The sequence below is a fragment of the Kribbella sp. NBC_00482 genome (assembly GCF_036013725.1).
Lineage (GTDB): Bacteria > Actinomycetota > Actinomycetes > Propionibacteriales > Kribbellaceae > Kribbella.
The window spans coordinates 7,475,373-7,496,250 of sequence record NZ_CP107881.1 but is presented as its reverse complement, the minus strand read 5'-3'; the positions used below and the strand labels follow the sequence as shown (position 1 = coordinate 7,496,250).

General features: G+C 67.9%; 21 protein-coding genes. 12 read left to right on the top strand and 9 right to left on the bottom strand.

Annotated features, from left to right (window positions below; all coding sequences use genetic code 11):
• The first annotated feature begins 197 nt into the window (after window positions 1-197).
• The 4 genes from OHB24_RS36330 (at window position 198) to OHB24_RS36315 (ending at window position 5,581) form a co-directional block, all read left to right on the top strand.
• Window positions 198-3,302, top strand: coding sequence for an HtaA domain-containing protein (locus OHB24_RS36330; protein ID WP_327635443.1), 3,105 nt, complete (start codon window positions 198-200; stop codon window positions 3,300-3,302).
• Window positions 3,299-3,595 carry a DUF2470 domain-containing protein gene (locus tag OHB24_RS36325; protein WP_327635442.1) on the top strand — a complete coding sequence of 99 codons (297 nt, stop codon included), beginning with the start codon at window positions 3,299-3,301 and terminating at the stop codon, window positions 3,593-3,595. The genes OHB24_RS36330 and OHB24_RS36325 overlap by 4 nt, the downstream gene beginning before the upstream one ends.
• Before the next feature lie 208 nt (window positions 3,596-3,803).
• The gene (locus OHB24_RS36320; RefSeq protein ID WP_327635441.1) at window positions 3,804-4,493 is read left to right on the top strand and encodes a hypothetical protein; all 690 of its coding nucleotides are present in this window, start codon (window positions 3,804-3,806) and stop codon (window positions 4,491-4,493) included.
• 77 nt (window positions 4,494-4,570) lie between these two features.
• A complete protein-coding gene (locus OHB24_RS36315) occupies window positions 4,571-5,581 on the top strand; it encodes a hypothetical protein (protein WP_327635440.1) in 1,011 nt (336 codons plus the stop codon).
• Here the strand turns inward: OHB24_RS36315 and OHB24_RS36310 are convergent.
• From OHB24_RS36310 to OHB24_RS36300, 3 genes are all read right to left on the bottom strand, one after another.
• Window positions 5,575-6,474 carry a pseudouridine-5'-phosphate glycosidase gene (locus OHB24_RS36310; RefSeq protein WP_327635439.1) on the bottom strand — a complete coding sequence of 300 codons (900 nt, stop codon included), beginning with the start codon at window positions 6,472-6,474 and terminating at the stop codon, window positions 5,575-5,577. The genes OHB24_RS36315 and OHB24_RS36310 overlap by 7 nt on opposite strands.
• Complete coding sequence (locus OHB24_RS36305; RefSeq protein ID WP_327641143.1) at window positions 6,467-7,342, bottom strand: carbohydrate kinase family protein; 876 nt, start codon at window positions 7,340-7,342, stop codon at window positions 6,467-6,469. The genes OHB24_RS36310 and OHB24_RS36305 overlap by 8 nt, the downstream gene beginning before the upstream one ends.
• A gap of 111 nt (window positions 7,343-7,453) precedes the next feature.
• Complete coding sequence (locus OHB24_RS36300; RefSeq protein ID WP_327635438.1) at window positions 7,454-8,002, bottom strand: RBBP9/YdeN family alpha/beta hydrolase; 549 nt, start codon at window positions 8,000-8,002, stop codon at window positions 7,454-7,456.
• 123 nt (window positions 8,003-8,125) lie between these two features.
• Here OHB24_RS36300 and OHB24_RS36295 point away from each other — a divergent pair, with 123 nt between their 5' ends.
• The 3 genes from OHB24_RS36295 to OHB24_RS36285 all read left to right on the top strand — a co-directional run bounded on the left by OHB24_RS36295 (window position 8,126) and on the right by OHB24_RS36285 (window position 11,003).
• Window positions 8,126-8,572, top strand: a complete 447-nt coding sequence (locus OHB24_RS36295) for an Lrp/AsnC family transcriptional regulator (protein ID WP_327635437.1) — start codon at window positions 8,126-8,128, stop codon at window positions 8,570-8,572.
• 108 nt (window positions 8,573-8,680) lie between these two features.
• A complete protein-coding gene (locus OHB24_RS36290) occupies window positions 8,681-10,333 on the top strand; it encodes a DUF4091 domain-containing protein (protein WP_327635436.1) in 1,653 nt (550 codons plus the stop codon).
• Between the two features lie 73 nt (window positions 10,334-10,406).
• A complete protein-coding gene (locus tag OHB24_RS36285) occupies window positions 10,407-11,003 on the top strand; it encodes a hypothetical protein (protein ID WP_327635435.1) in 597 nt (198 codons plus the stop codon).
• Window positions 11,004-11,009: 6 nt separating this feature from the next.
• Here OHB24_RS36285 and OHB24_RS36280 read toward each other — a convergent pair whose 3' ends face one another.
• From OHB24_RS36280 to OHB24_RS36270, 3 genes are all read right to left on the bottom strand, one after another.
• Window positions 11,010-11,591 (bottom strand): carboxymuconolactone decarboxylase family protein, encoded by a 582-nt coding sequence (locus tag OHB24_RS36280; protein ID WP_327635433.1) that lies wholly within the window; start codon window positions 11,589-11,591, stop codon window positions 11,010-11,012.
• Entirely contained in the window at window positions 11,581-11,907 is a 327-nt protein-coding gene (locus OHB24_RS36275) for a hypothetical protein (RefSeq protein ID WP_327635432.1), read from the bottom strand. Before OHB24_RS36275 ends, OHB24_RS36280 begins: the two co-directional genes overlap by 11 nt.
• An 82-nt stretch (window positions 11,908-11,989) precedes the next feature.
• Complete coding sequence (locus OHB24_RS36270; RefSeq protein WP_327635431.1) at window positions 11,990-12,916, bottom strand: proline dehydrogenase family protein; 927 nt, start codon at window positions 12,914-12,916, stop codon at window positions 11,990-11,992.
• A gap of 118 nt (window positions 12,917-13,034) precedes the next feature.
• On the opposite strand from OHB24_RS36270, the gene OHB24_RS36265 reads away from it, so the two are divergent.
• From OHB24_RS36265 to OHB24_RS36255, 3 genes are read left to right on the top strand one after another with little or no spacing between them, the layout of a single operon-like run.
• Window positions 13,035-14,198 carry a PucR family transcriptional regulator gene (locus OHB24_RS36265; protein ID WP_327635430.1) on the top strand — a complete coding sequence of 388 codons (1,164 nt, stop codon included), beginning with the start codon at window positions 13,035-13,037 and terminating at the stop codon, window positions 14,196-14,198.
• Window position 14,199: 1 nt separating this feature from the next.
• The gene (locus OHB24_RS36260) at window positions 14,200-15,450 is read left to right on the top strand and encodes a metal-dependent hydrolase family protein (RefSeq protein ID WP_327635429.1); all 1,251 of its coding nucleotides are present in this window, start codon (window positions 14,200-14,202) and stop codon (window positions 15,448-15,450) included.
• A gap of 7 nt (window positions 15,451-15,457) precedes the next feature.
• Window positions 15,458-16,396, top strand: a complete 939-nt coding sequence (locus tag OHB24_RS36255) for an ornithine cyclodeaminase family protein (protein ID WP_327635428.1) — start codon at window positions 15,458-15,460, stop codon at window positions 16,394-16,396.
• Here the strand turns inward: OHB24_RS36255 and OHB24_RS36250 are convergent.
• Entirely contained in the window at window positions 16,379-17,377 is a 999-nt protein-coding gene (locus OHB24_RS36250) for a hypothetical protein (protein WP_327635427.1), read from the bottom strand. The two genes, OHB24_RS36255 and OHB24_RS36250, sit on opposite strands and share 18 nt — an antisense overlap.
• 188 nt (window positions 17,378-17,565) lie before the next feature.
• On the opposite strand from OHB24_RS36250, the gene aqpZ reads away from it, so the two are divergent.
• Window positions 17,566-18,324, top strand: a complete 759-nt coding sequence (aqpZ, locus tag OHB24_RS36245; RefSeq protein WP_327635426.1) for an aquaporin Z — start codon at window positions 17,566-17,568, stop codon at window positions 18,322-18,324.
• A 126-nt stretch (window positions 18,325-18,450) separates the two neighbouring features.
• The gene (locus tag OHB24_RS36240) at window positions 18,451-18,888 is read left to right on the top strand and encodes a ribonuclease H family protein (protein WP_327635425.1); all 438 of its coding nucleotides are present in this window, start codon (window positions 18,451-18,453) and stop codon (window positions 18,886-18,888) included.
• A gap of 1 nt (window position 18,889) precedes the next feature.
• Here OHB24_RS36240 and OHB24_RS36235 read toward each other — a convergent pair whose 3' ends face one another.
• Window positions 18,890-19,564, bottom strand: a complete 675-nt coding sequence (locus OHB24_RS36235; RefSeq protein ID WP_327635424.1) for a response regulator transcription factor — start codon at window positions 19,562-19,564, stop codon at window positions 18,890-18,892.
• Complete coding sequence (locus OHB24_RS36230) at window positions 19,561-20,727, bottom strand: sensor histidine kinase (protein WP_327635423.1); 1,167 nt, start codon at window positions 20,725-20,727, stop codon at window positions 19,561-19,563. The genes OHB24_RS36235 and OHB24_RS36230 overlap by 4 nt, the downstream gene beginning before the upstream one ends.
• Between the last annotated feature and the right edge of the window lie 151 nt (window positions 20,728-20,878).

Here is a 20,878-nt window from a genome sequence, read left to right as displayed (position 1 = left end):
CGTCGGTGGTGACATTGGCCGCTTGGGGCGTTGTGCCCGCGTCGGCCGACGAGACACCGTTGCCAACAGCAACTCCGACTCCGAGTATCACGACCCCACCATCGACGCCATCTACGCCGGAGTCTTCGCCAACCGCGACGACACCTCCCTCGACACCTTCGTCGACGCCGACTTCTACGCCGACGGTGCAGCGGCCGGTGGTGCAGGAGTGGGTGCCGAAGATCGAGGTGTCGAAGACCGCTGGGGTTGTCGCGGGGGAGGAGCTGGTGGTCAAGGGCTCCGGCTTCGACCCGGCGGCGAACGTGTCGACCCGCGTCCCGGTGACACCGGGCCAGCCGGCGGGGGTGTACGTCGTGTTCGGCTCGTTCGCCGACGTCTGGCAGCCGTCGACCGGAGCCGACGCGTCCACCCGGACGCTGATCGACACCAAGTGGGCGGTGCCGCAACCGTCGTACGACCAGGTGCAGACCGACTATCCGCTGCAGAAGCCGAAGATGGTCCTGCTGAACCCGGACGGCACGTTCGAGGTGACGGTCAAGACCAAGAGGGTCGCCGAGAACCCGCGCAACTACGGCGTCTACACCTACCCGGGCGGCGGCGCGGTGAACGCGGCGCACGAGCTCGGCGTCAAGGTCACCTTCCAAGGTGACGAGAACAACGACCAGCCGCCGCCGGAAGGCATGCTCGACTGGGGACTCAAGGCCTCGTTCCGCAGCTACATCGAAGGCAACATCGCGCACGGCTCGATCACCATGCTGTCGCCGGCGACCCGCAACACCAACGGCACGTTCCGGTTCGCCGAGGGCGCCGGCACTGCGACACAGGTCGGCTTCGCCGGGGGCGTCTACTTCAAGGGCCATGAGACCCAGCCCGGGAACCCGCTGCTCGAGGTGACCGTCCGCGACATTCGCGTCGGGCTCAACGGCAGCACCGGCAAACTGATTGCGGACGTGATCAGCAAGGCGCTCGACACCGGTCAGCTCACGACGTACGACGACGTCGAACTCGCCGATGTGGACTTCGCGACCCACCCGGTCGTCGTCGAGAACGGCGTCGCACACGTCGTCGGTGCGCCGGCCACGCTGACCGAAGCCGGCGTTCCCGCCTTCGCCGGTTTCTACAGTGCCGGTACGGCGCTCGACCCGATCAGCTTCTCCGTGAAGCTGACGAGCCCGCCGACGTGGCAGCCCAAGCTGGAGCTGCTGCGCGCGGACGGTCAGCCGCTGGGCGTCGTACCGGCGGCGGGTGTGACCGCGACCGTGCGCGGCAGTGGGTTCGACCCGGCTGCCAACCTGTCGACGCGTCCGCCGGTGACGCCGGGCCGGCCCGCCGGGGTGTACGTGGTGTTCGGGAGCTTCGACAAGACGTGGCGACCGTCGGACGGTGCACCCGCCGGTGCGCGCCGCGTGCTGGACCAGAAGTGGGCGCTACCCGATGCGTCGCGGCCGTCCCAGGATCCGGCGTACGTCACGCTGACACCGGAGGGCACCTTCGAGACCACGCTGACCGTGAAGCCGGCCGACGGCGCGTCGGGGACGTACGGCGTCGCGACGTACGCCGCCGGTGGGGCCGCGCCTAATGCGGCACAGGAACTGCTGACGCCGATCGTCTTCGGCAACGCCGGGACGCCGGGGCTGACCGTTGAACCTCGCACCGATCTCACCGACGGTCAGAGCGTGACCGTCAAGGGTGCGGGCTATGCGCCGAATCGCGTGCTGTACGTCGCGCAGACGCCGCAAGGCACCTCGGGGGCGTCGAACCCGTCGCCGTTCTCCGGGGCGCAGCGGGTCGTCACATCGGCGGCCGGGACGTTCGAGACGTCTGTGGTGACTGCGGTGACGTTCACGAACGAAGGTGCCGACGTCGACTGCAAGACTGCCGCCTGTTATGTCGCGAGCTTCAGCTCACCGCTGGCCGCGGACAATGAGGCGGTCGACCTGCGCGGCGATCGGACACAGGACTCGTTCCAGGCGATCACTTTCAAGGATGCCGGTCCGCAGCCGGTCCTTCCGGTGGTGACCAAACAGCCGGCGGCTGTGTCGGTTGTTGCTGGCGGCAACGTCGAGTTCACCGCCGAGGTCACGGGTACGCCGGATCCCGCGGTGCAGTGGGAACGTAGTACCGACGAGGGTAAGACGTGGGCACCCGTCGCATCCGAGTCGGCTGTTACCAAGACTCTGCGGCTGGCCGCAGTGCGAGCGACCGACAACGGGTCGCGCTTCCGGGCTGTGTTCAGCAACACGGCCGGATCGGCGACCTCGAACGCTGCGACGTTGACGGTCACGGCCGCGGACCCGAAGGTGACGGTCGCTCCGTCGACGGTGAAGCGGGGCGAGGAACTGGTTGTCGAGGGCACCGGATTCCCTGTGGGTCAGAAGGTGACCGCGACCGTTGACGGTGCGGCTCCGCCGGGCGCTACGACGTACAGCTTCAGCAATACGCACGGGCAGACGGTCACGGTCAGCGCGGCGGACGGCAAGTCGTTGTCCGTTGCCGGAGGCAAGCTGGTGATCGTCGACGGGGCCGAGGTCGCGGTGAAGGTCAGCGGTCTGACGAACAGCAAGGAGAACACTGCGGCGGCGCCGAGTGGGTTCTACGTGCTGACCGCGGTCGACACCGGGCCCGGGCAGCAGGCGTCCCCGGCGATCGGCGGCGTGGACATGAGCGGCGAGACCGGGCAGTCGCAGTGGATCACCAACTACCCGTACGCCGGGTCGGAGAACATCGTCGTACCGATCGGGACAGATCTGGTCGCCCGGACGACGGTGAAGGTTTCGTCGAAGGACGATCTCACCGACTGCTCGACCGCGTCGAAGGGGTGCGTGTTGTATCTGCGCGCGGATCATCGGGCGACGGCGAACCGTGCTTTCGACGTACGGGTGCCGCTCGAGTTCAAGGCGGCTGGGGCTTTGGCCGCGGGTAGTCCGGCGCTGGGGGAGCAGGTGGCGGATGTGAGTGGCAAGGTCGGGTTCACGTGGTCGGTGCCGAGCGACTTCGCGGTCGGAAAGCACGTGGTGACGTTGGCCGGGCCGGAGGGAGTCAGTGCCTCCGCGAGCTTCTCTGTGGCCGGGGCGGGAGCTCCCACGCCGACCCCGACCGCTACGCCGACCCCAACCCAGACCTCGACGACGAACCCAACCGATGGGACGTCCGATGCGGAGGACTCGGATGCGCCGACCAAGGCGACCGGGGCCCTCGCGAGCACGGGTGGTGCGGCGCTGTGGTTGCCCGTCGGCGGCGCCGTACTCCTGCTGGCAGGTGTGATCGTCACGCTCGCCACCCGAAGGAGGAAGAAGGCATGAGCGATCCGTTCGCGCCCGATGTCGTGGCTGCCGTACTCAAGCACATGAACACCGACCATGCCGACCACTCGCTGGGCATCGTGCACACGCTCGGCGGGCGACCGGACGCGACCGCGGTCGAACTGACCGGGCTCGAACCGGACGGCGCCGTCTTCACCACGGAAGTTGCCGACGGCAATCGTGTGCAGGTCCGGGTGCCGTGGTCGGAGCCGATCACCGAGCGGCCGCAGTTCCGCGCGGAGTTCGCCCGCATGCACCGCGAGGCAGCCCGCGCCACCCACGAGCGGGGGTGACTGCCATGGTCGCGGTCAGCTGGTGACAGACGCCCGTACTGACCACCTGCCAGGACCTCTTGCACTCCCAGGACCGCTCGGTCGTCTTCGGCCACCTCGTCCAAACAGCAACAAGTCGTGAGCACGCTGTGTCTTGTCTGAGGAGTGTTGACACCGCTTGGAGCTAGCATCGTCGGTCTCGCAGTCGAGCCTTCAGGAGCGGTGATTCATGAGTCCGCACGTCCGTCGTGTCCGCAGGGCCCGCGTCCGGCGCTTGGCCGGTGTCGTGGTCGCCGCCGCCGTACTGTCGGCCGCAGCCGGCTGCGGCGGTGAAAGCGAGGCGGAGCAGCCGAAGTCGAGCAAGGCCGGGCGCGACGCCACCAGCGTGATCGCCGGACTGAAGGTGTGTCAGTTGACGTCACTGGCGCCGCTGGTGAAGGTGCTCGGTTCGCCCGGATACGAGTCCGGCCCAGCCGAGGTTGCGAAGGGGAGTGGCGTCGAGCCTGCCGGCCCGCAGTGTGCGGCGCAGCTGAAGCTGCCGCAGCTCACGAACGTGGCCGGGAACAAGGAGGACCTCGTCCCGGCTCGGCTGATGATCTCGGTTGCCGGGTATGGCGGCAAGGCCGAGGCGGATGAGAGGTTCGCGGCTCGGCTCGCCGAGGCGGAGAAGCTCGGAGGTACGACGAAGGACCTGCCGGGTGCCTGGACCGTCGGCAAGCTGGTGACAGCCGAGCTGGGCACGGAAGACGTCGTGGCCGCACAGGTGCAGCAGGACAACTACGTGATCAGGATCTACCTGCAGATCACCAGCGATTCGACGTCGCGGGAGAAGTTCCGCTTCACCACCGCCCAGGTGGCCTCGACCGTCGCCACAGTGACCGGGAGCCTGCACAGCGCGGTCTCCGCCAAGGTCCAGTAACAACAGCGCCAGGACGCAGAGTGGCGTAACGTTTTCAGGTGAGGATCTGCAGCAATCCATCACAGAGGACGCCGCCCATGCTGAGAGTTCTTCGTGTTGTGCTGGTCGTGACCTGCCTCGCCGGGTTGGTGGTGCCGGCGGAGGCTGCGACGACGGCCGCTTCGGATCCGGCGCGCGCGGAGTTGCGCGGCATCGTCGAGAACGTCGCCGGCGCCACCGGGAAGCGGTACGGCGTGAAGGACGACGCCGGTCATGTGATGGACACCGTGAAGATCATCCAGGACTCGACCGGTGGGTACCTCGCGGTCTCGCACCACCTGGCCGGCGACGGGCACTTCCGGGTGAACCTTGCGACGTCGTCGGATCTCCTCAACTGGCACTGGGTCCGCGAACTCGCCGGGAGCAACACCGGGCCGGCGTCACAGCCGACGATCGTCCAAGCCTCGAACGGCGGATTCGTCCTCGCCTGGGAACAGGAACAGCCCGGCGGCGGCAACAACCACCTCGCCCTGCGGTACTTCGCGAATCGGACTGATCTCCTCGCGGGCCAGGTCAGTCGCGCGTACGACGCACCTCGCCGGCTCTCGTCGTGCGCGGAGGGTACGCCGAACATCTACAGCGTCACGTTGTCGCCCGACATCGACCACTCGACGATCGATGTCGGCGGCCACTACTGGTGGAACTGCGATCGCGACCGCCAGCAGCGCGGAACGCTCACCAACTTCAGCTCGTGGTCCACCGCCGCGCAGCCGAACTTCGACAACGCCCTTCTCTACTGGGGCGTGAACGGCAACATCGGCGACCGTGACAACACGACCTTCCGCGGCTACAGCTTCGGGCTGATCGAAGGGCAGTACACCAAGGGCGACTTCGGTTCCTGGCGAACCTTCGTGTACGACTACCAGACCGGCAATGCCGACCGTACGACGATCTCCACGGACGGCGGCAGCACCGCGTTCGCCAACCCCACCGTCACCAACCTGAAGGCCCCGAACGGTCAGCCTGCCCTCGTCATCACCGTCTTCATCCCGAGCGAAGGCGCCGCGTCCGGCGAGTCGGGCGAGCTGATCTACTACAAGACCTACTGAGTCAGCGCGACGGCGATCCGGGCCGCGACGGCAGCGTTGTTCCGGGCCAACGCGAGGTTGGCCGGGATGCTCTGCCCGTCCGTCTCCTTCTCGATCCTCGCGAGCACGTACGGCGTTACAGCGGGACCCGCGACTCCTGCCCGTACGCTCGCCTCCAACGCAGCCGTGAGTACGGCGTCGATACGCGCCGCTGGGATCTCGTCCTCGACAGGAATCGGAACCGTCAGCAGGACACCGGTCGCCGGCCTCGCCCTGAAACGGAGCACGTCGCAGACCACTCGCTCGTCGTCGACGCGGTGCGGGACCGGCAGGCCGCTCGACCGCGTGTAGAAGGCCGGGAACCAGCCGTGCTGCCAACCCAGGACCGGTACGCCGGCGGTCTCGAGATACTCGAGTGTTCGGGGTAGGTCGAGGAACGCCTTGGCGCCGGCGCAGACGGTGATGACCGGGTGGTTGGCGATGGCGTCCAGGTCGGCCGAGACGTCTCCGCTGAGCTCCGATCCGCGGTGGACCCCGCCGATACCGCCGGTGGCGAACACCGAGATGCCGGCGGCGTGCGCGAGCGAGACGGTGGCCGAGACGGTCGTGACGCCGACGTCCCATCCCTGTGCCTGCGCGACCGCAAGATCGCGCTCGGCGACCTTGCGGGTGCCTTGCAGTACTCGCTTCTCTTCGTCCGGCGAGAGGCCGAGGTGTGCTTGACCGTCGAGGATCGCGGCGACGGCCGGTACCGCGCCGTGGTCTCGTACCGCCTGTTTGCAGAGCTCGAGTGCTTCGGCGTTGGCCGGGGCGGGCAGTCCGAGGTTGGAGAAGATCGTCGACTCGAGCGCGACGACGGCGCGGTGCTCGGCCAGGGCTTGGGCCACGTCGTCGGACAGGATGGGCTCAATCACGCGCGGTTCCGATCTCGTCGGCGGTCATGGACAGCGTGGCACCGGGCTCGCCGAGAACCCGCCTGGCAAGGGTATGGCCCGCCTTGACCGCGTCGACGGGGTCGGCGTCGTCGAGTACGGCGGACAGGAAGCCTGCTGCGAACGCATCGCCCGCAGCGGTCGTGTCGCGTACTTCGTCGACCGGGGGAACCGGGACAGTTGTTGTCCCGTTGCCGGCGAGATGGATCTCGGTGGGTTCGACGCCGTTCTTGACCACAACCGTCGTACCGGATGTCGCGAGGTCGCGCAGGGAGCCGACGTCGGCTTCGATGCCGTTGGCAAAGAGGTAGGTCGGTTGGAGCCTGCTGATCAGGTCGCGGAACTGTGCGGGCCCGATGGAGTCGATGAGTGCGATCGAGGACGCGTCGATGGTGAGGATCGCGCCTTCTGCGTGCGCGATCTGCGAGGCGCGGCGGAGGACGGACAGCGACGGGCCGACGAGGGAGTACGCCGATAGGTGGACGACTCGCGCGCCGGACAGCCACAGGTCCGGTACGTCGGCCAACTCGGCTGCGGCGGCCCGGTCCGGGTACATCGTGCGTTCACCGCACGGGTCCACGATGATGACGATGGCGCCGGTCCGCCCTTGCCGTTGGACCTTCGCGTCAACCCCGGCGTCGGTCAGGTCCCGCACCAGAGCCGCGCCGACCGCGTCGTCTCCGACCCGCCCAACGAACCGCACCGCCGTCCCGAGCCGCCCGGCAAAGGCAGCCACGTTCGCCGCCGCGCCGCCGCGTGTCCGGCTGATCCGCGCCGGGTTGTCGGTCCCACCCCGCGCCACCCCCGCCGCCCAAACCACCACGTCCTCAACAAGATCCCCAACACACACCACCGCACACCGATCCCACACACCCACCACCTCCCACACCACCTCCCGCTCGACCTCAGCCGACGGTACGAGACCGCACCGTCCCGTGCGAGCTCCGCGGCATGTCGACTGCTAGGTCGGGGCGTTTGCGAGTAGGCCGTTGAGTAGGTCGCGGCCGAGGGGCCAGTCGGCGAGGTTGGTGGCGGAGTTGAGGTGGCCGGCGTTGTCCACGAGGTGACAGTCCGCCTTCCACGCGTCGGCGAAGGTGGTTGCTCGTGCTGCTGTGCAGTACGGGTCGTCCGTGCTGGCCACCAGCAGCGAAGGGCAGGGGAGGGGCTGCGTCGGGACGGCCTGGAACGTTCGCGCGCGGTCGGGGAACGTGGGGTGCTGAGTGTCTGGAGGTGCTACGAGGAGTGCGGCTGTGGCCGATCCTCCCGCGGCGAGCCAAGCGGCGGCGGTCCAGCAGCCCAGGCTGTGCGCCACCAGCACCACGTCATCGTCACGGCCGCGTGCATCGTCGTACGCCCGCTGTGTCGCGGCAACCCAGTCGTCCAGCTCAGGCTCACTCCACGACGAGGGCACGATCCGTACGGCGCGGTCGCCCCAGGCCTGTTCCCAGCGTGTTTGCCAGTGCACACCATCGGAGCCGTCGATGCCCGGGAGGATGACGAACGCTGTCACTGCTGACCTCGCTTTCACTTGCGCAACCCACGACCATGGGACGCTTGAGGCTCTGAGTCTGATCGAATCAACAGATCCACGACAGCGTGGCAAGTGATCACAAAGACATTGGCGGCGACAACCATGGAATCACTCGACGAGATCGACCGGCGGATCCTCGCCCTGCTCCAGCTCGAGGGCCGACTGACCGGCGCCGAGCTTGGCCGCCGGGTCGGGCTGTCGCAGCCGGCCGCGAGCGCGCGGGTCCAGCGACTCGAGAAGACCGGCGTCATCACGGGCTATCGAGCGATCGTCGACCCCGCCAAGCTCGGGCTCGGCATCACCGCCCACATCCGGCTGCGCACCTCGCACGCGCAACTCGAACAGGCCCTCGCGCTGGCCGCCCGGACCCCCGACATCACCGCGATCAGAAGGGTCACCGGCGAGGACTGCCTGCTCTGCGACGTTCACTGCTCCGACGCGCGTCGCCTCGAGACCATCATCGACAGCCTCGCCCGCTTCGGCGCGGTGACCACGGCCCTCGTCCTGCACGACTATTCGGAACGCGCGTTGACCCCTGCCGAGCAGTGAGCCTCATCGTGGGACGGCGGTTGTGCGTTGATGCGCGAATCTGCATCATAGAGTCCACTATTACGCATGAGCGTTGGATGACGTGCCGGTCGGAAGGAGTGGTCCGAAGTGACCGCGAAGTGGGAGTTCGTGCTCTGCGATGCGCTCGTGAAGGTGCACCCGGTGCGGGACCCGCGCCCGGTGTCCGCCGAAACCCGGTTCCAGGCCTTCCTCGGTGAGCCCGCGTCGTTCCAGCTCGCGTACCGCCCTCCGCTCGAGCCGAAGTTCCGCGACTCGCGCCCGCTGCGGGTGCGAGTTGAGGGCGCGGCAGCGGACCTGGTCGCCGTGTCGAGTGTCGACCTCGTGCCTTGCACCTTCGTCGCCCTCCCAGGGCATGACGACGGGTACGAGTTCGACGAGCCTGGCCTCTACCCGGATGTGCTGCGCCCGGTGCCGAACGGCGAAGCACCGGTGCGGTTCGGCAGCTGGAGTGCGTTGTGGTTCGACGTCACCACGACCGATCCGGCGCGTGCCGGCGTACATGAACTCACAATCGTGCTGAGCGCGCCAGACGGCTCCGAGCTGCACCGTACGGCGGTCTCCGTCGAGCTCACCGGGGTCGAGTTGCCGCCGCTCGACATCGTGTCGAGTCACTGGATGCACCTCGACTCGCTCGCGGACCACTACGGCGTCGAGGTGTTCAGCGAAGAGCACTGGACCATCGTGGAGCGCTTCATGGCATCCGCGGCCGAGATGGGTGCGACGTCGTTGCTCGCGCCGGTTTGGACGCCGCCGCTCGACACCGCGGTCGGTACGTACCGCACCGTTGTCCAGCTGATCGACATCACGGCGACCGAGGACGGGTACGCGTTCGGGTTCGATCGACTGCGGCGCTGGCTCGACCTGTGCCGCCGTACCGGGATCACCGGGGTCGAGGTCGCGCATCTCTTCACCCAGTGGGGCGCGAATGCCACGCCCGGCGTCGTGGTGGGCGAGGAGCGCGTCTTCGGGTGGGACGTGCCCGCGACCGACGGACGGTATCGGGAATTGATGGAAGCGCTGCTGCCGGCGCTGCAGGTCGTGCTCGACGAGGAATGGGATCGCGACCATGTCGTCTTCCACATCTCCGACGAGCCGTCGGGGGAGGACGGGCTGGCGAGCTACCTCGCGGCGAAGGCTGTCGTCGCCGATCTCCTGAAGGGCTGGACGGTCGTCGACGCCCTCAGCGAGCACTCCTTCTACACGTCAGGCGCCGTGGAGGTGCCCGTCGTCGCGACTGATCACGTGGAGCCGTTCCTGGCCGAGCGGCCGGAACGCATGTGGGTGTACTACTGCGTGAGTCAGGACCGCGATGTGGCCAACCGGTTCATCGGGATGCCTTCGGCGCGGAACCGGGCGATCGGGCACCAGTTGTTCGCAGCCGGTGTGGACGGGTTCCTGCACTGGGGATTCAACTTCTGGTACACCCAGTACTCGATCCGGCGGGTGGATCCGTTCGCGGACACCTCGGCCGGCGGTGCGTTCCCGTCCGGCGACCCCTTTGCTGTCTACCCCGGCCCGGACGGCAGGCCTTGGCCGTCGCTCCGCCACCGCGTCTTCGCACAAGCAATGTGGGACCACCGCGCCCTCCAGGCAGTACGCGCCGCCCACGGCAACGCGGCAGCCCTCGACCTCATCGACCCCGACCGAACCCTCCGCTTCAACCGCCCGGTCCTCGACCCGAACCACTACTACAGGTCCCGCCAACGCATAGCCGAGGCACTGACAACTCCTGCGGGTTAGCAGATACCTGTGGGGGAGACGGTCCCCTCTTGTGGGGGAGGGCTCGGGGCGGGCGGTTCTAGAGGATCGTCGTATGAACCTCATGGGAAAGCTCGCTGTTCTGGCCGTTGTCGGTGCGACTGCTGTCGCCGGTATCACCACCGCGCAGGCTGAACCGGCCAAGGCGAAGGTGGCGCGCGTGTCCGGCGCGGCCGACTTCATGCTGCCGTTCCATCCGGACGACGACGTCCGGCATTTCGCGTTCGACGCCACGGCGACGCCGTACACCCGTCCGATCCCCGGTGCGCCGCAGGGTCTGCCGACCGACGCGCGCGGCACGGTCGAAATCTCGCACTATGTCGCCGCCCTGAAGCAGACCATCCGTGCCGAGGGAACAGTCGACTGCCTCGTCACTGCGCCCGGCACGGCCACCCTCACTGCGAAGATCACCCGGGCGGACGAGCCGATCCAGGACTGGGTCGGCCAGCGCCTCGGTTTCAGCGTCCAGGACAACGGCCGGCACGACCGCGTCGGCCTGTCCTGGACGGTCGTCAACCTGAACCAGAACCCGCAGGGCGAGTGGGAGGAATCCCCCGTGGGAACGTGCATGGCCCCGGCCCCGTTCGCCCCTGTGACCAAGGGCGACTACAAGGTTCGGCACGTCGAGTTGCCTGAGGCACCTAAGGCGTGAGGCGGTTTACCGGTAGCCGCGTTTGAGGAGGTATTTGGCTCCTGCTTCGTAGCCTTTCGGGGTGAGGAGTTCGAAGCCGAAGGCGTCGGCGAGGCGGCTGGTCGTGTTGAACGCGGCGCACACCGCGAGCGCGTCCTTGACCTGCTGGGGTGAGACACCGGCGGCCAGGACTTCACGGAGGTCGTCGGCGTCGACGCGTCCGGTGCGGATCAACTTGCCGAGCATGCGCAGCGTTGCCCGGAGCGGCTCATCGATCGACGCCGATTCCAGGTCGTCCAGGATCGCCGCGACCCGCGGAGCGTCTTGGTAGGCGAGGCTCGCAGTCGCGGTGTGGGCGCCCACGCAGAAGGCGGACTGGTTCAGCTTGGACACGTACGCCGCCATCAGCTCACGGTCGCCGACGGACCAGTCGGACGGCCCGCGCAGAGCTTCGTGGGTGAACTCCTTGGCCGGGTTGCCGTAGAAGTCGGACCGGTAGAACGTCAGCTTCGCGGCGTCCGGGAGCGGCTGTCCGGAGAACAGCCGGATGAGCGCGAACATCAGCTTCGTGCCGAGCCGGTAACCGTGGTTGAGGATGTCAAGATGCATGGCCCGGCGCCTCCTCGGAGATCGCTTCGGCCAGCGCCGCCAGTCCGGCTTCGTACAGGCGTGTCGAGTGCCCGACCGCGGCGCAGATCACCAGCTCGAACACTTCGTCCTCGGTGCAGCCTGCTACAGCCAGGTCCGTCTCGCTGACGAGTACCGGCGTACGAGTGATCTTGTCGATCAGCGTGCTCAACGGCGGGGCGAGACCCTCGTTGTTGAACGCCTGCGCCCGCTGCTCGGCAGATGCGCTGCCGTCGCCGGTCAGGATCCGATCCACCAGCGCGCGCTGCGCTGCCCGTTTCGTGTCGTCTTCCAGCACCGTGCCGTCACCTCCTCGGCGGACTCGGCTGTCCGCCCTCAGGTGTATGACGATCAGCGCACCACGAAATGCGACATCCGCGCTACTTGGTGACGAGGGAGCGGAGCAGGAAGCCGACGTTGGCGGGGCGCTCGGCCAGGCGGCGCATGAAGTACCCGTACCAGTCGTCGCCGTACGGGACGTAGATCCGCACCCGCGACCCCTGCGAGCGGAGCTGCTCCTGGGCGCTCGGCCGGATGCCGTAGAGCATCTGGAACTCGAAGTCGTCCTGACCCTTGCCGTGCTGCGTGGCGAGCGCCTGCGCGATCGAGATCATGCGCGGGTCGTGACTGGCGATCATCGGGTAGCCGAGTCCGGCCATCAGGATGCTGAGGCAGCGGGCATACGCGCGGTCGACGTCGCTCTTCGCGGGGTGGGCGACCGACTTCGGCTCGGCGTATGCGCCCTTGACCAGGCGTACCCGCGACCCGGTGGTGGCGAGGTCGCGGCAGTCGGCCTCGGTGCGGTACAGCATCGCCTGCAGCGCGACTCCGACCGACGGGTGGTCCTTGCGCAGCTCGGCCAGGATGCCGAGCGTGGAGTCGACCGTGGTGTGGTCCTCCATGTCGAGGGTGACGGTCATGCCGGCGTCGGAGGCCGCGGCGCAGATCGCGTACGCGTTCTCGGCGGCCAGCGCTTCGCCGTCACCGGGCAGTGCCTGGCCCATCGCGGAGAGCTTGAGCGATGCCTCGGAGTTGGTCGAGAGCCCCTGGTCCGCCAGCAGCTCGATCAGGGTGAGGTATGCGTCCCGCGTGGCTTCGGCCTGGGCGCGGTCGAGCGTGTCCTCGCCGAGGTGGTCGAGGGTCACCGCGAAGCCGCCGGAGGTCAGCCGCCGGGTGGTGTCGACGGCGGCATACACGTCGTCGCCGGCGATGAAGCGCGTGATGACCTTGCGCGTCACCGGGGACTTGGTGACGGCGGCCCGGACGCGACGGCTGCGGGATGCGGCGAGCAGAGCGGTACCAAGCACGGCGGACTCCTCCGGGTCAGGATGTGAGTGCACTGTAAGGACCATCGCGCCTCGTGGGCGTTATCCAGCTGACAGATCCGATGCGGCAGATCGTCATACAAATGTCTAAGCTGGTCGGATGGACCTCGATGACCTGGTCGGCGCGATCTCGGACGCGTTCGGTACGCCGGCCGTGCTCGAGGACCGCGACTTCAACCTGGTCGCGTTCAACACGCAGCCTGACGAGATCGACGCGGTCCGGGCGGGGTCGATCCTGCGGCGGCGTTCGACGACCGACGTCCGGAGCTGGTTCGAGCAGTTCGGCATCGCCACGGCGGCCGGCCCGGTCCGCACTCCGGCCGAGCCGAGCCTCGGCATCCTGCCGCGGCTGTGCCTGCCCGTGCGATGGAACGGCGTGACGTACGGATACTTCTGGCTGCTCGACCCAGAAGGCGGATTGGGTACGCCGACGCAACTCGAGGCGACCGCCGCGATCGCACGGGACGCGGGCGCTCTGCTCGCGCAACGCGCCCGCGGGAGTCGCGACGCGTCGCTGCTGCTCACCAACCTGCTGGCACCTGACGACGCGGTCTCGGGGCGGGCGGTCGAAGAGCTCGACAGCCGCGGGCTGGTCCAGCGGACGGCGTACGTCGTGGTCGTCCATGCAGAGCAGCCGTCGCGCGAGGTCGTGCCGCTCAATCTCTGGTCACTGCCGCGCCATGTGCTCGCGACCTCCGGGGAAGGCTTCACGACGCTGCTCGTGGACCTCGCGAACGAGCGGATGTCGTTAATCGACCAGGCGATCGACCGGCTCCGGCAGTTGCACGCCCAGCGCCTCGGCGATCAGGCCGCGGCGCGGCTGCTGGTCGGGGTCGGCGAGCCGCAGCGCGGTGTCGCCCACGCGCGGACCAGCCACGAACAGGCCATGCGCGCCACCAAGATCCTGGCCGCTGTGCCGCGTCTCGGCGCGGTCGCTCATTGGTCGCAGCTCGGCGTACACCGGTTGATCTCCTGCGGTCCGCGATCGGCGCTCGTGGACGCCGTACTCGATCCGCGGGCGCAGCGGCTGCTCGACGCGGGCGGTGAGCTGGTCCGGACGGCGCAGGTGTTCCTGGACCGGGCCGGCAACATCCAAGAACTGGCAACGGAGCTCGCCATCCACCGTCAGACGGCGTACTACCGTATCCGCCGAATCGAGACCATCACGGGCTTCGACTTGCACCGCGGTGAGGACCGCCTGACCTTGCACCTCGCGCTGACAATGGCGCCACTGCTTCTGCCCACCGAATCTCAAGGAGGATGACGTGCTGGTCAATGACCGCCGCTCTGTTCAAGGCACGCTGATCGTGACGAATGCGACTGTCTTCGACGGCGAGAATGCCGAGCTCGTGGACGGGCCGGTGGCTGTCCGGGACGGGCGGATCGTCGCGGTCGGGGACACAGGGGACACAGGGGACAGAGGGGACACAGGGGACCTTGGGGACGGCGCTGTTGTGGTCGACGCCGAGGGCGGCACAGTTCTGCCTGGGCTGATCGACGCGCACTGTCATCCGTACGGCATCAGCTTGGACATGGTCGACATCGAAGCGAGCCCGCTGAGCTACATAGCGATCGTCGCGGCCGGCAGGTTGCGCAACGCAGTGCGCCGCGGCTTCACCACGATCCGCGATGTCGCGGGCGGTGAGGCCGGGCTGGCGAAGGCGATCGCCGAGGGCCGGCTGGAGGCGCCGCGGTACCTGTTCACCGGGCCGGCGCTGAGCCAGACCGGTGGGCACGGCGACGCACGGCCGGCGCACTGGGACACGTGTCCTTGCCACAGTCACACGACCGAGGTCGTCGACGGGGTGGACCCGCTGCGTCGCGCGGTCCGTGAGCGTTTCCGGCAGGGCGCGCACGCGATCAAGATCATGACCTCGGGCGGCGTCGTGTCGTTGACCGACCCGATCCGGATCCCGCAGTACTCCGAGGACGAGATCCGCGCCGTCACCGCGGAGGCGGCCCGGCGGGGGAGTTACGTCGCGGCGCATTCGTACTCGCCGGAAGCGATCGTGCACTCGGTGCGCAACGGCGTACGGTCGATCGAGCACGGCAACCTCCTCGACAGCGCGTCGGCTGCGGCGATGGCTGAGCACGGGGCGTTCCTGATTCCGACGTTGGCGGCGTACGACGCGATGGATCGGCGCGGCGTGGAGCTCGGGATGGCCGCGGTGTCGCTGGCCAAGAACCGGGAGGTGCTCGACGCGGGTCGGCAGGCGATCGAGCTCGCTGTCGCTGCGGGGGTTCCGGTGGGGTTCGGCACTGACCTGATGGGTGAGCTGGAGGAGGAGCAGCTCAATGGATTGCGTCTGCAGAGCGAGGTTCTCGGCATCCTCGACACACTGCGTTGCGCGACTTCCGTGAACGCCCGCCTGCTCGGGTTGGAGGACCTCGGCGTGGTCCGGCCCGGGGCGATCGCGGACCTTCTCGTAGTCTCGGGCAACCCGTTGGAGCAGCCTGAATGCCTGTGGGATCCGGCTGCCCAACGGATCGTCATCCAGGGCGGACGCGTCGTTTAGGAGATCCATGCCGGACAGCATCAGGTTCATCGACAGGGCAGCCCTCGAGCGCACGCTTGGCTGGACGCAGGCGATCGACGCACTCGATGCCGCCCTGGTCACCGGGACCGGAAACACGCCGCCGCGCACGTTCGTGGAGGTATCCGGCGGCCAGCTCATCCTGATGCCCGGCGAGGTCGGGGCGCAGGTCGGCGTGAAGGTCGTGTCGGTCAATCCCGGCAACGCGGCCCGCGGCCTGCCCCGGATCCAGGGTGTCCACATCGCCTTCGACGGGCCGACGCTGCGACCGGTCGCCGTCATCGACGCCGAGTCGCTCACGTTGCGACGTACGGCGAGTGTCTCGGCCCTCGCCGTACGTCGGCTGTCGACCACGGACTCGAACTCGCTGCTGGTGTTCGGGACCGGGCCGCAGGCCTTGAGCCATGCCCTGGCGATCAACGCGGTGCGTCCGCTGGACCACGTCGTCGTGGTGGGGCGCCGGGTCGAGGCCGTCGCGGCGCTTGTTGGCTCGCTTCAAGGGCAGGGCCTTCCAGCTCGGCCCGGAACTCCCGAAGACGTCGCGGACGTCGACCTGGTCGCCTGCTGTACGACGGCGACCGAGCCGCTGTTCGACTCCAACCTGCTCCGGCCGGAAGCGACTGTGGTCGCTGTCGGGTCGCACGAACCAGCGGTCCGCGAGGTCGATACGAACCTCGTCCGCCGGGCCACCGTCGTAGTCGAGTCACGAGCCTCCGCGCTCGGCCAGGCAGGGGACATCATCCTCGCGATCGCAGACGGCGTACCCGAAACCGACGCGATCACAGCCGACCTCCACGAACTCGCCACCGGCCGGCTAGACATCACCCCCGGCGCACCCCGCCTGTTCAAGAGCGTCGGCGAAGCCTGGTGCGACGTCGTCACCGCCACCGCCGCCCTCCACGCCACCGCCTCACCTGACCTGCGGTAGACCGGTTAGTTCGCCGTCGAGGCGGCGTAGCGCTTCTGAGAAGCGGCCGCGGGCCTGCAGTTGCGCCTTTCCAGTGCTGTAGTCGGTCACCTGTTGCCACTCGTTGCCGGTCACGTAGTAGACGTGCGGACTCACAGGTCCCGGCGAGTCTGCGAAGAAGCAATTGGCAAGATTGAGGAGCATTCCGAAGGCGCTGATCACCGTGTGATCTCGCATCACATGAATGAGCAGCATGTCTCGGGCCGGCATGGCCACGAGGCAACCGAACGGAGGGTTCTCGACGCGCAGCGATTCGCGCAGCACGGTGTCGAGAACCAGCGCCCGGGAGGCTGTGAACATGCCGCCGGTGAGCATGGCAACCTCGGCGCCGTCGCCACTCGGATCTCGCACCAACTCGACGTCGTCCTTGAGACGGCGCAGGTTCGCCAGCCCCATCCGGGTGATTTCCTCCCACGGCACGCCGAGGCTGTCGATGTCGAAGTGCATCGCGACGGCTCGCCCTGTGTAGGTCGCCGGTGCGGTGACTACACCTGGCACGAACTCTGGCACCCCGTCGGTCCAGCCGCGCTCGATCGTGGCTGCGCAGACCAGCCGGAGGTAGAGCTCGTTCTCCAGGTCTTCGGGGACCATCGGCCGTTCGCCCGCAGGGAGCATCTGGTCGAAATGCGCAGCCACTGCCGATCGCCATTGCTGGCGTGGCAACCCGCTGACGGTGCGCGCGAGATTCGCGAGCCCGGCGGACGGTACGTCGCCCACCGGATCGTCGTCGTTTCCGACCGCGATCAGTGTGCCGCTCCCGTCGTACCGCATCGAAAACCCGCGCTCCGCGACCGCGGCCTCGGCCAGGCGAACCAACCGCTCGGCCTGTGGCACGGTCAACGGCGTCAGCACCAGGTGCGGCTGATCCTTGTCGATGTTGCTGTGTCGTCTGCTGCCTCCACGGTCGCTCCGGCGGCCGTCTCTGTCCTTGCGAGCACTCATCGAGCACCTCCTTGCCCCAAGAACATATGGACTTTCGGGCACTCGAAGAGCCGGTCTTCGCAATCTGTGGATAACCCTCGACAGGGCTGGTGGGGATCTCCTCCCTCGATTTCACCGATTGTTACGAGTTGATGCCTTACTGTGACAGTAGGGTTTCAACTCAACGGGGGGTCAACAAGGAGGCAGTCGTGGAATCACCAAGTCCTGCGGCTCGGATCGGTGCGGAGTTTCTGGGAACCTTTTGGCTCGTGTTCGGCGGCTGCGGCGCGGCCGTCCTGGCCGGTGTCGTGCTCAACCCCGACAAGGTCTCTGTCGGCATCGGCTACCTCGGTGTGGCGCTGGCCTTCGGTCTGACCGTGCTCACCATGGCGTACGCCGTCGGCCACGTCTCCGGTGGTCACTTCAACCCGGCCGTGACGATCGGCCTCGCGGTTGCCAAGCGCATCGAGTGGAAATGGGTACCGACGTACATCGTCACCCAGATCGTCGCCGGCACCGCTGCCGGAGCGATCCTGCTGGCCGTTGCCAGCGGCAAGGACGGCTTCAGCGCCGTCGACAGTGGTTTCGCCAGCAACGGCTACGGCGACCGGTCGCCGGGCGGCTACTCGCTGCTGGCCTGCCTGATCGTCGAGATCGTGCTGACAGCCTTCTTCCTGTACGTGATCCTCGGCGCCACCGACGACCGGGCGCCCAAGGGATTCGCCCCGATCGCCATCGGTCTCGCACTCACACTCGTCCACCTGGTCGGCATTCCGGTCACCAACACGTCGGTCAACCCGGCGCGATCGCTCGGCGTCGCCTGGTTCGCCGGCGGTTCGGCACTCGGCCAGGTCTGGCTCTTCATCGTCGCCCCGATCGTCGGCGCCGCAATCGCCGGCATCAGCTACGCCGCCATCACCGGCGCCCGCGGCCCCAAGGTCGACGAAGGCGTAGCCAACAACCCGTAGCAGCGAACAGCCCCGGCTACTTCGCGCCACACGAAGTAGCCGGGGCTGCACGAACGGGATGCGTCAGCGGGGTAGGGTTTCGCTCTGATGTCTCCAACTCGCGCTCGTCGTCCTCGTCCGGCTGATATGACCGTTCCCGTGGGGGCGCACACCGTGTTCACGGATGGCGCGTGCTCGCGCAATCCTGGGCCTGGAGGCTGGGCCTGGGCATCGTCGAAGACCGTGTACGCCTCCGGTCACGAGGCTGATTCCACGAACCAGCGGATGGAGATCCGTGCCGCCCTCGAGGCCGTACGGGCGAACGACGGACCGTTGCTGGTCGTCTCGGACTCGACGTACGTCGTCAACTGCTTCCGCGATGGTTGGCACACAGGCTGGCTCGACCGCGGCTGGCTCACCTCAGCCAAGAAACCGGTCGCCAACCGCGACCTGTGGGAGCCCTTGGTCGAGTTGGTCACCAAACGCGGCGATGTCGCCTTCCAATGGGTAAAGGGCCACTCCGGCCACGAAATGAACGACTTCGTCGACGAACTAGCCGTCGCCGCCTGCTTCCCCCAACACTGACTCAGGTGAGGTCTGCGTCGTGGATTCTGTTGGCTATTTGGACTCGGTTGGTGGCTTGGAGTTTGACCATGATGCGTGAGACGTGTGCCTTGACGGTGGCCATGCTCAGGTAGAGCTCGTCGGCGATCTGTGCGTTGACCTTGCCTTGGCCGACCGCGATGGCCACCTCGCGTTCGCGGGAGGTGAGAGTGTCGGCCAGCGCTCGCGCATCGAGGACGCGTTGGGGTTCTGGATCATCGGCGCCGAGGCGCGCGATCAGCTGGGCGGTCACGGTGGGGGAGAGCATGTGGTTGCCGGCGGCCACCTTGTGGACCGCCTCGACGATCTCCGCCGGCGGGGTGTGCTTGAGCAGGAAGCCGCTGGCTCCACCGCGAAGAGCCCGTAGTACGTAGTCGTCGGCATCGAAGGTGGTCAGCACGATCACCTTGGGCGGTGTGGGACGACCCATCAGTTGGGCGAGAGCCTCGAGGCCGTCGAGTCGGGGCATGCGGATGTCCATCAGTACGACGTCTGGCGCGACCTGCGCGATGAGGTCGAGTCCGGTCTGGCCGTCGTTCGCTTCGCCGGCCAGTTCGATCGTTGCGTCGTCGCGCAGGATCATGGCGAGTGCCGCGCGTACGAGCGCGTCGTCGTCGATGATCACCACCCGAACGGGGCGGCCAAGAGCGGCGCTCATGCCGGCCACGGCAACCAGGCGCGGACCACGAACTCGCCGTTCAGCCTCAGGTGCTCGAGGCGGCCGCCGATCAGCTCGGCGCGTTCGGTGAGTCCGAGCAAGCCGAGCCCCGACCCGGGCGTCGCACTCACCGGGGAGCCGAGCCGCAGCGGGTTCCGTACCTCAAGGACCAGTTGCCCTCCCGGTCGGCCGCTGAGGGTCACGTCCACGGCGGTGTCCGGTGCGTGTTTGCGAGCGTTCGTCAGACTCTCCTGGATCATCCGGTACGCCCCGCGCCCGATTGCGTCGGGCGGTTCCGCGAGGTTGTCGACCTCGTTGTGCAGCCGCACTTTCGCGCCTGATCCGATGGCCTCCTGGACCAGTGCCGGGAGGTCGGCCAGTGTCGGTTGTGGTCGCTCCGGTGGTACGTCGGTATCGAGGGTTCGCAGTACTCCGAGAATCGCGTGCAGATCCTGCAGCGCGAGGTGGGCGCTCTTGCGGGTGATGGCGGCCGCCTGGGCCACTTCGGCGTCGCTCAGGCTTCGGCAGTACTCCAGTGCACCCGCGTGCAAGGCCACCAGCGACAGGCGATGCGCCAGGGCGTCGTGCATCTCGCGAGCGATCCGGGCCCGCTCGGTGACCTGCGCCTGCTCGACGCGCAGGCCCTGCTCGCGTTCGGCGCGATCCGCTCGTTCCCTCAGCGTTGCCAGCAGGTCGCGACGCGCGCCGACGTACATGCCGGGAGCGATCACGGCGCTTACGAAGACGACCGTGAACAAGAGTGAGAACAGCAGCGAGTCCTCGGCGCCGGGGTGGGTTGCGAAGAAGACGACCGAGGCGACGAAGCCCACGACCGCGACTGGCACGATTTCGTGCCAGCGCCGGCGCGTCGCCAGGGACACGGTGGTGACGACGACCGCTCCCGACGCGGCCGTGGAGAACGATCCGAACGCGTTGACGATCATGGCGACGACGAACGGGTTGCCGCGTCGCCTGCGCATCAGGACCACGCTGACTACTCCGAGCAGCAGATCGATGGCCCAGAGCGCACCGATCTGTCCGGCGTACGTGTTGTAGTAGCTCGTAATCCAGAAGCCGCCGCCGGTGACGATGGCGAAGAGGTAGCGCCACGTCGACTGCCAGCGGCTCAGCGGAGGTGGTGGCGCGGCTTGGATGGCGTCCACCTTGCTCACGGTACGGGAGGTCTGTGCTTCCGGGCAGAGACCACGGTCCGGCCAGACCCCCTACCGCGGGCTACACAGCTCTATCCCGTGGTTCGCGGTGGTGGCACTGCGGCTGATGTGCCGGGCCGGTGCTCGGGCCCAGGCTCGACCT

Coding starts and splice junctions, on each gene's coding strand:
- OHB24_RS36325 (WP_327635442.1), top strand. CDS start 3,299: ATGAGCGATCCGTTCGCGCCCGATGTCGTGGCTGCCGTACTCAAGCAC.
- OHB24_RS36320 (WP_327635441.1), top strand. CDS start 3,804: ATGAGTCCGCACGTCCGTCGTGTCCGCAGGGCCCGCGTCCGGCGCTTG.
- OHB24_RS36315 (WP_327635440.1), top strand. CDS start 4,571: ATGCTGAGAGTTCTTCGTGTTGTGCTGGTCGTGACCTGCCTCGCCGGG.
- OHB24_RS36295 (WP_327635437.1), top strand. CDS start 8,126: ATGGAATCACTCGACGAGATCGACCGGCGGATCCTCGCCCTGCTCCAG.
- OHB24_RS36285 (WP_327635435.1), top strand. CDS start 10,407: ATGAACCTCATGGGAAAGCTCGCTGTTCTGGCCGTTGTCGGTGCGACT.
- OHB24_RS36280 (WP_327635433.1), bottom strand. CDS start 11,591: ATGCATCTTGACATCCTCAACCACGGTTACCGGCTCGGCACGAAGCTG.
- OHB24_RS36265 (WP_327635430.1), top strand. CDS start 13,035: ATGGACCTCGATGACCTGGTCGGCGCGATCTCGGACGCGTTCGGTACG.
- OHB24_RS36255 (WP_327635428.1), top strand. CDS start 15,458: ATGCCGGACAGCATCAGGTTCATCGACAGGGCAGCCCTCGAGCGCACG.
- OHB24_RS36250 (WP_327635427.1), bottom strand. CDS start 17,377: ATGAGTGCTCGCAAGGACAGAGACGGCCGCCGGAGCGACCGTGGAGGC.
- OHB24_RS36240 (WP_327635425.1), top strand. CDS start 18,451: ATGACCGTTCCCGTGGGGGCGCACACCGTGTTCACGGATGGCGCGTGC.
- OHB24_RS36235 (WP_327635424.1), bottom strand. CDS start 19,564: ATGAGCGCCGCTCTTGGCCGCCCCGTTCGGGTGGTGATCATCGACGAC.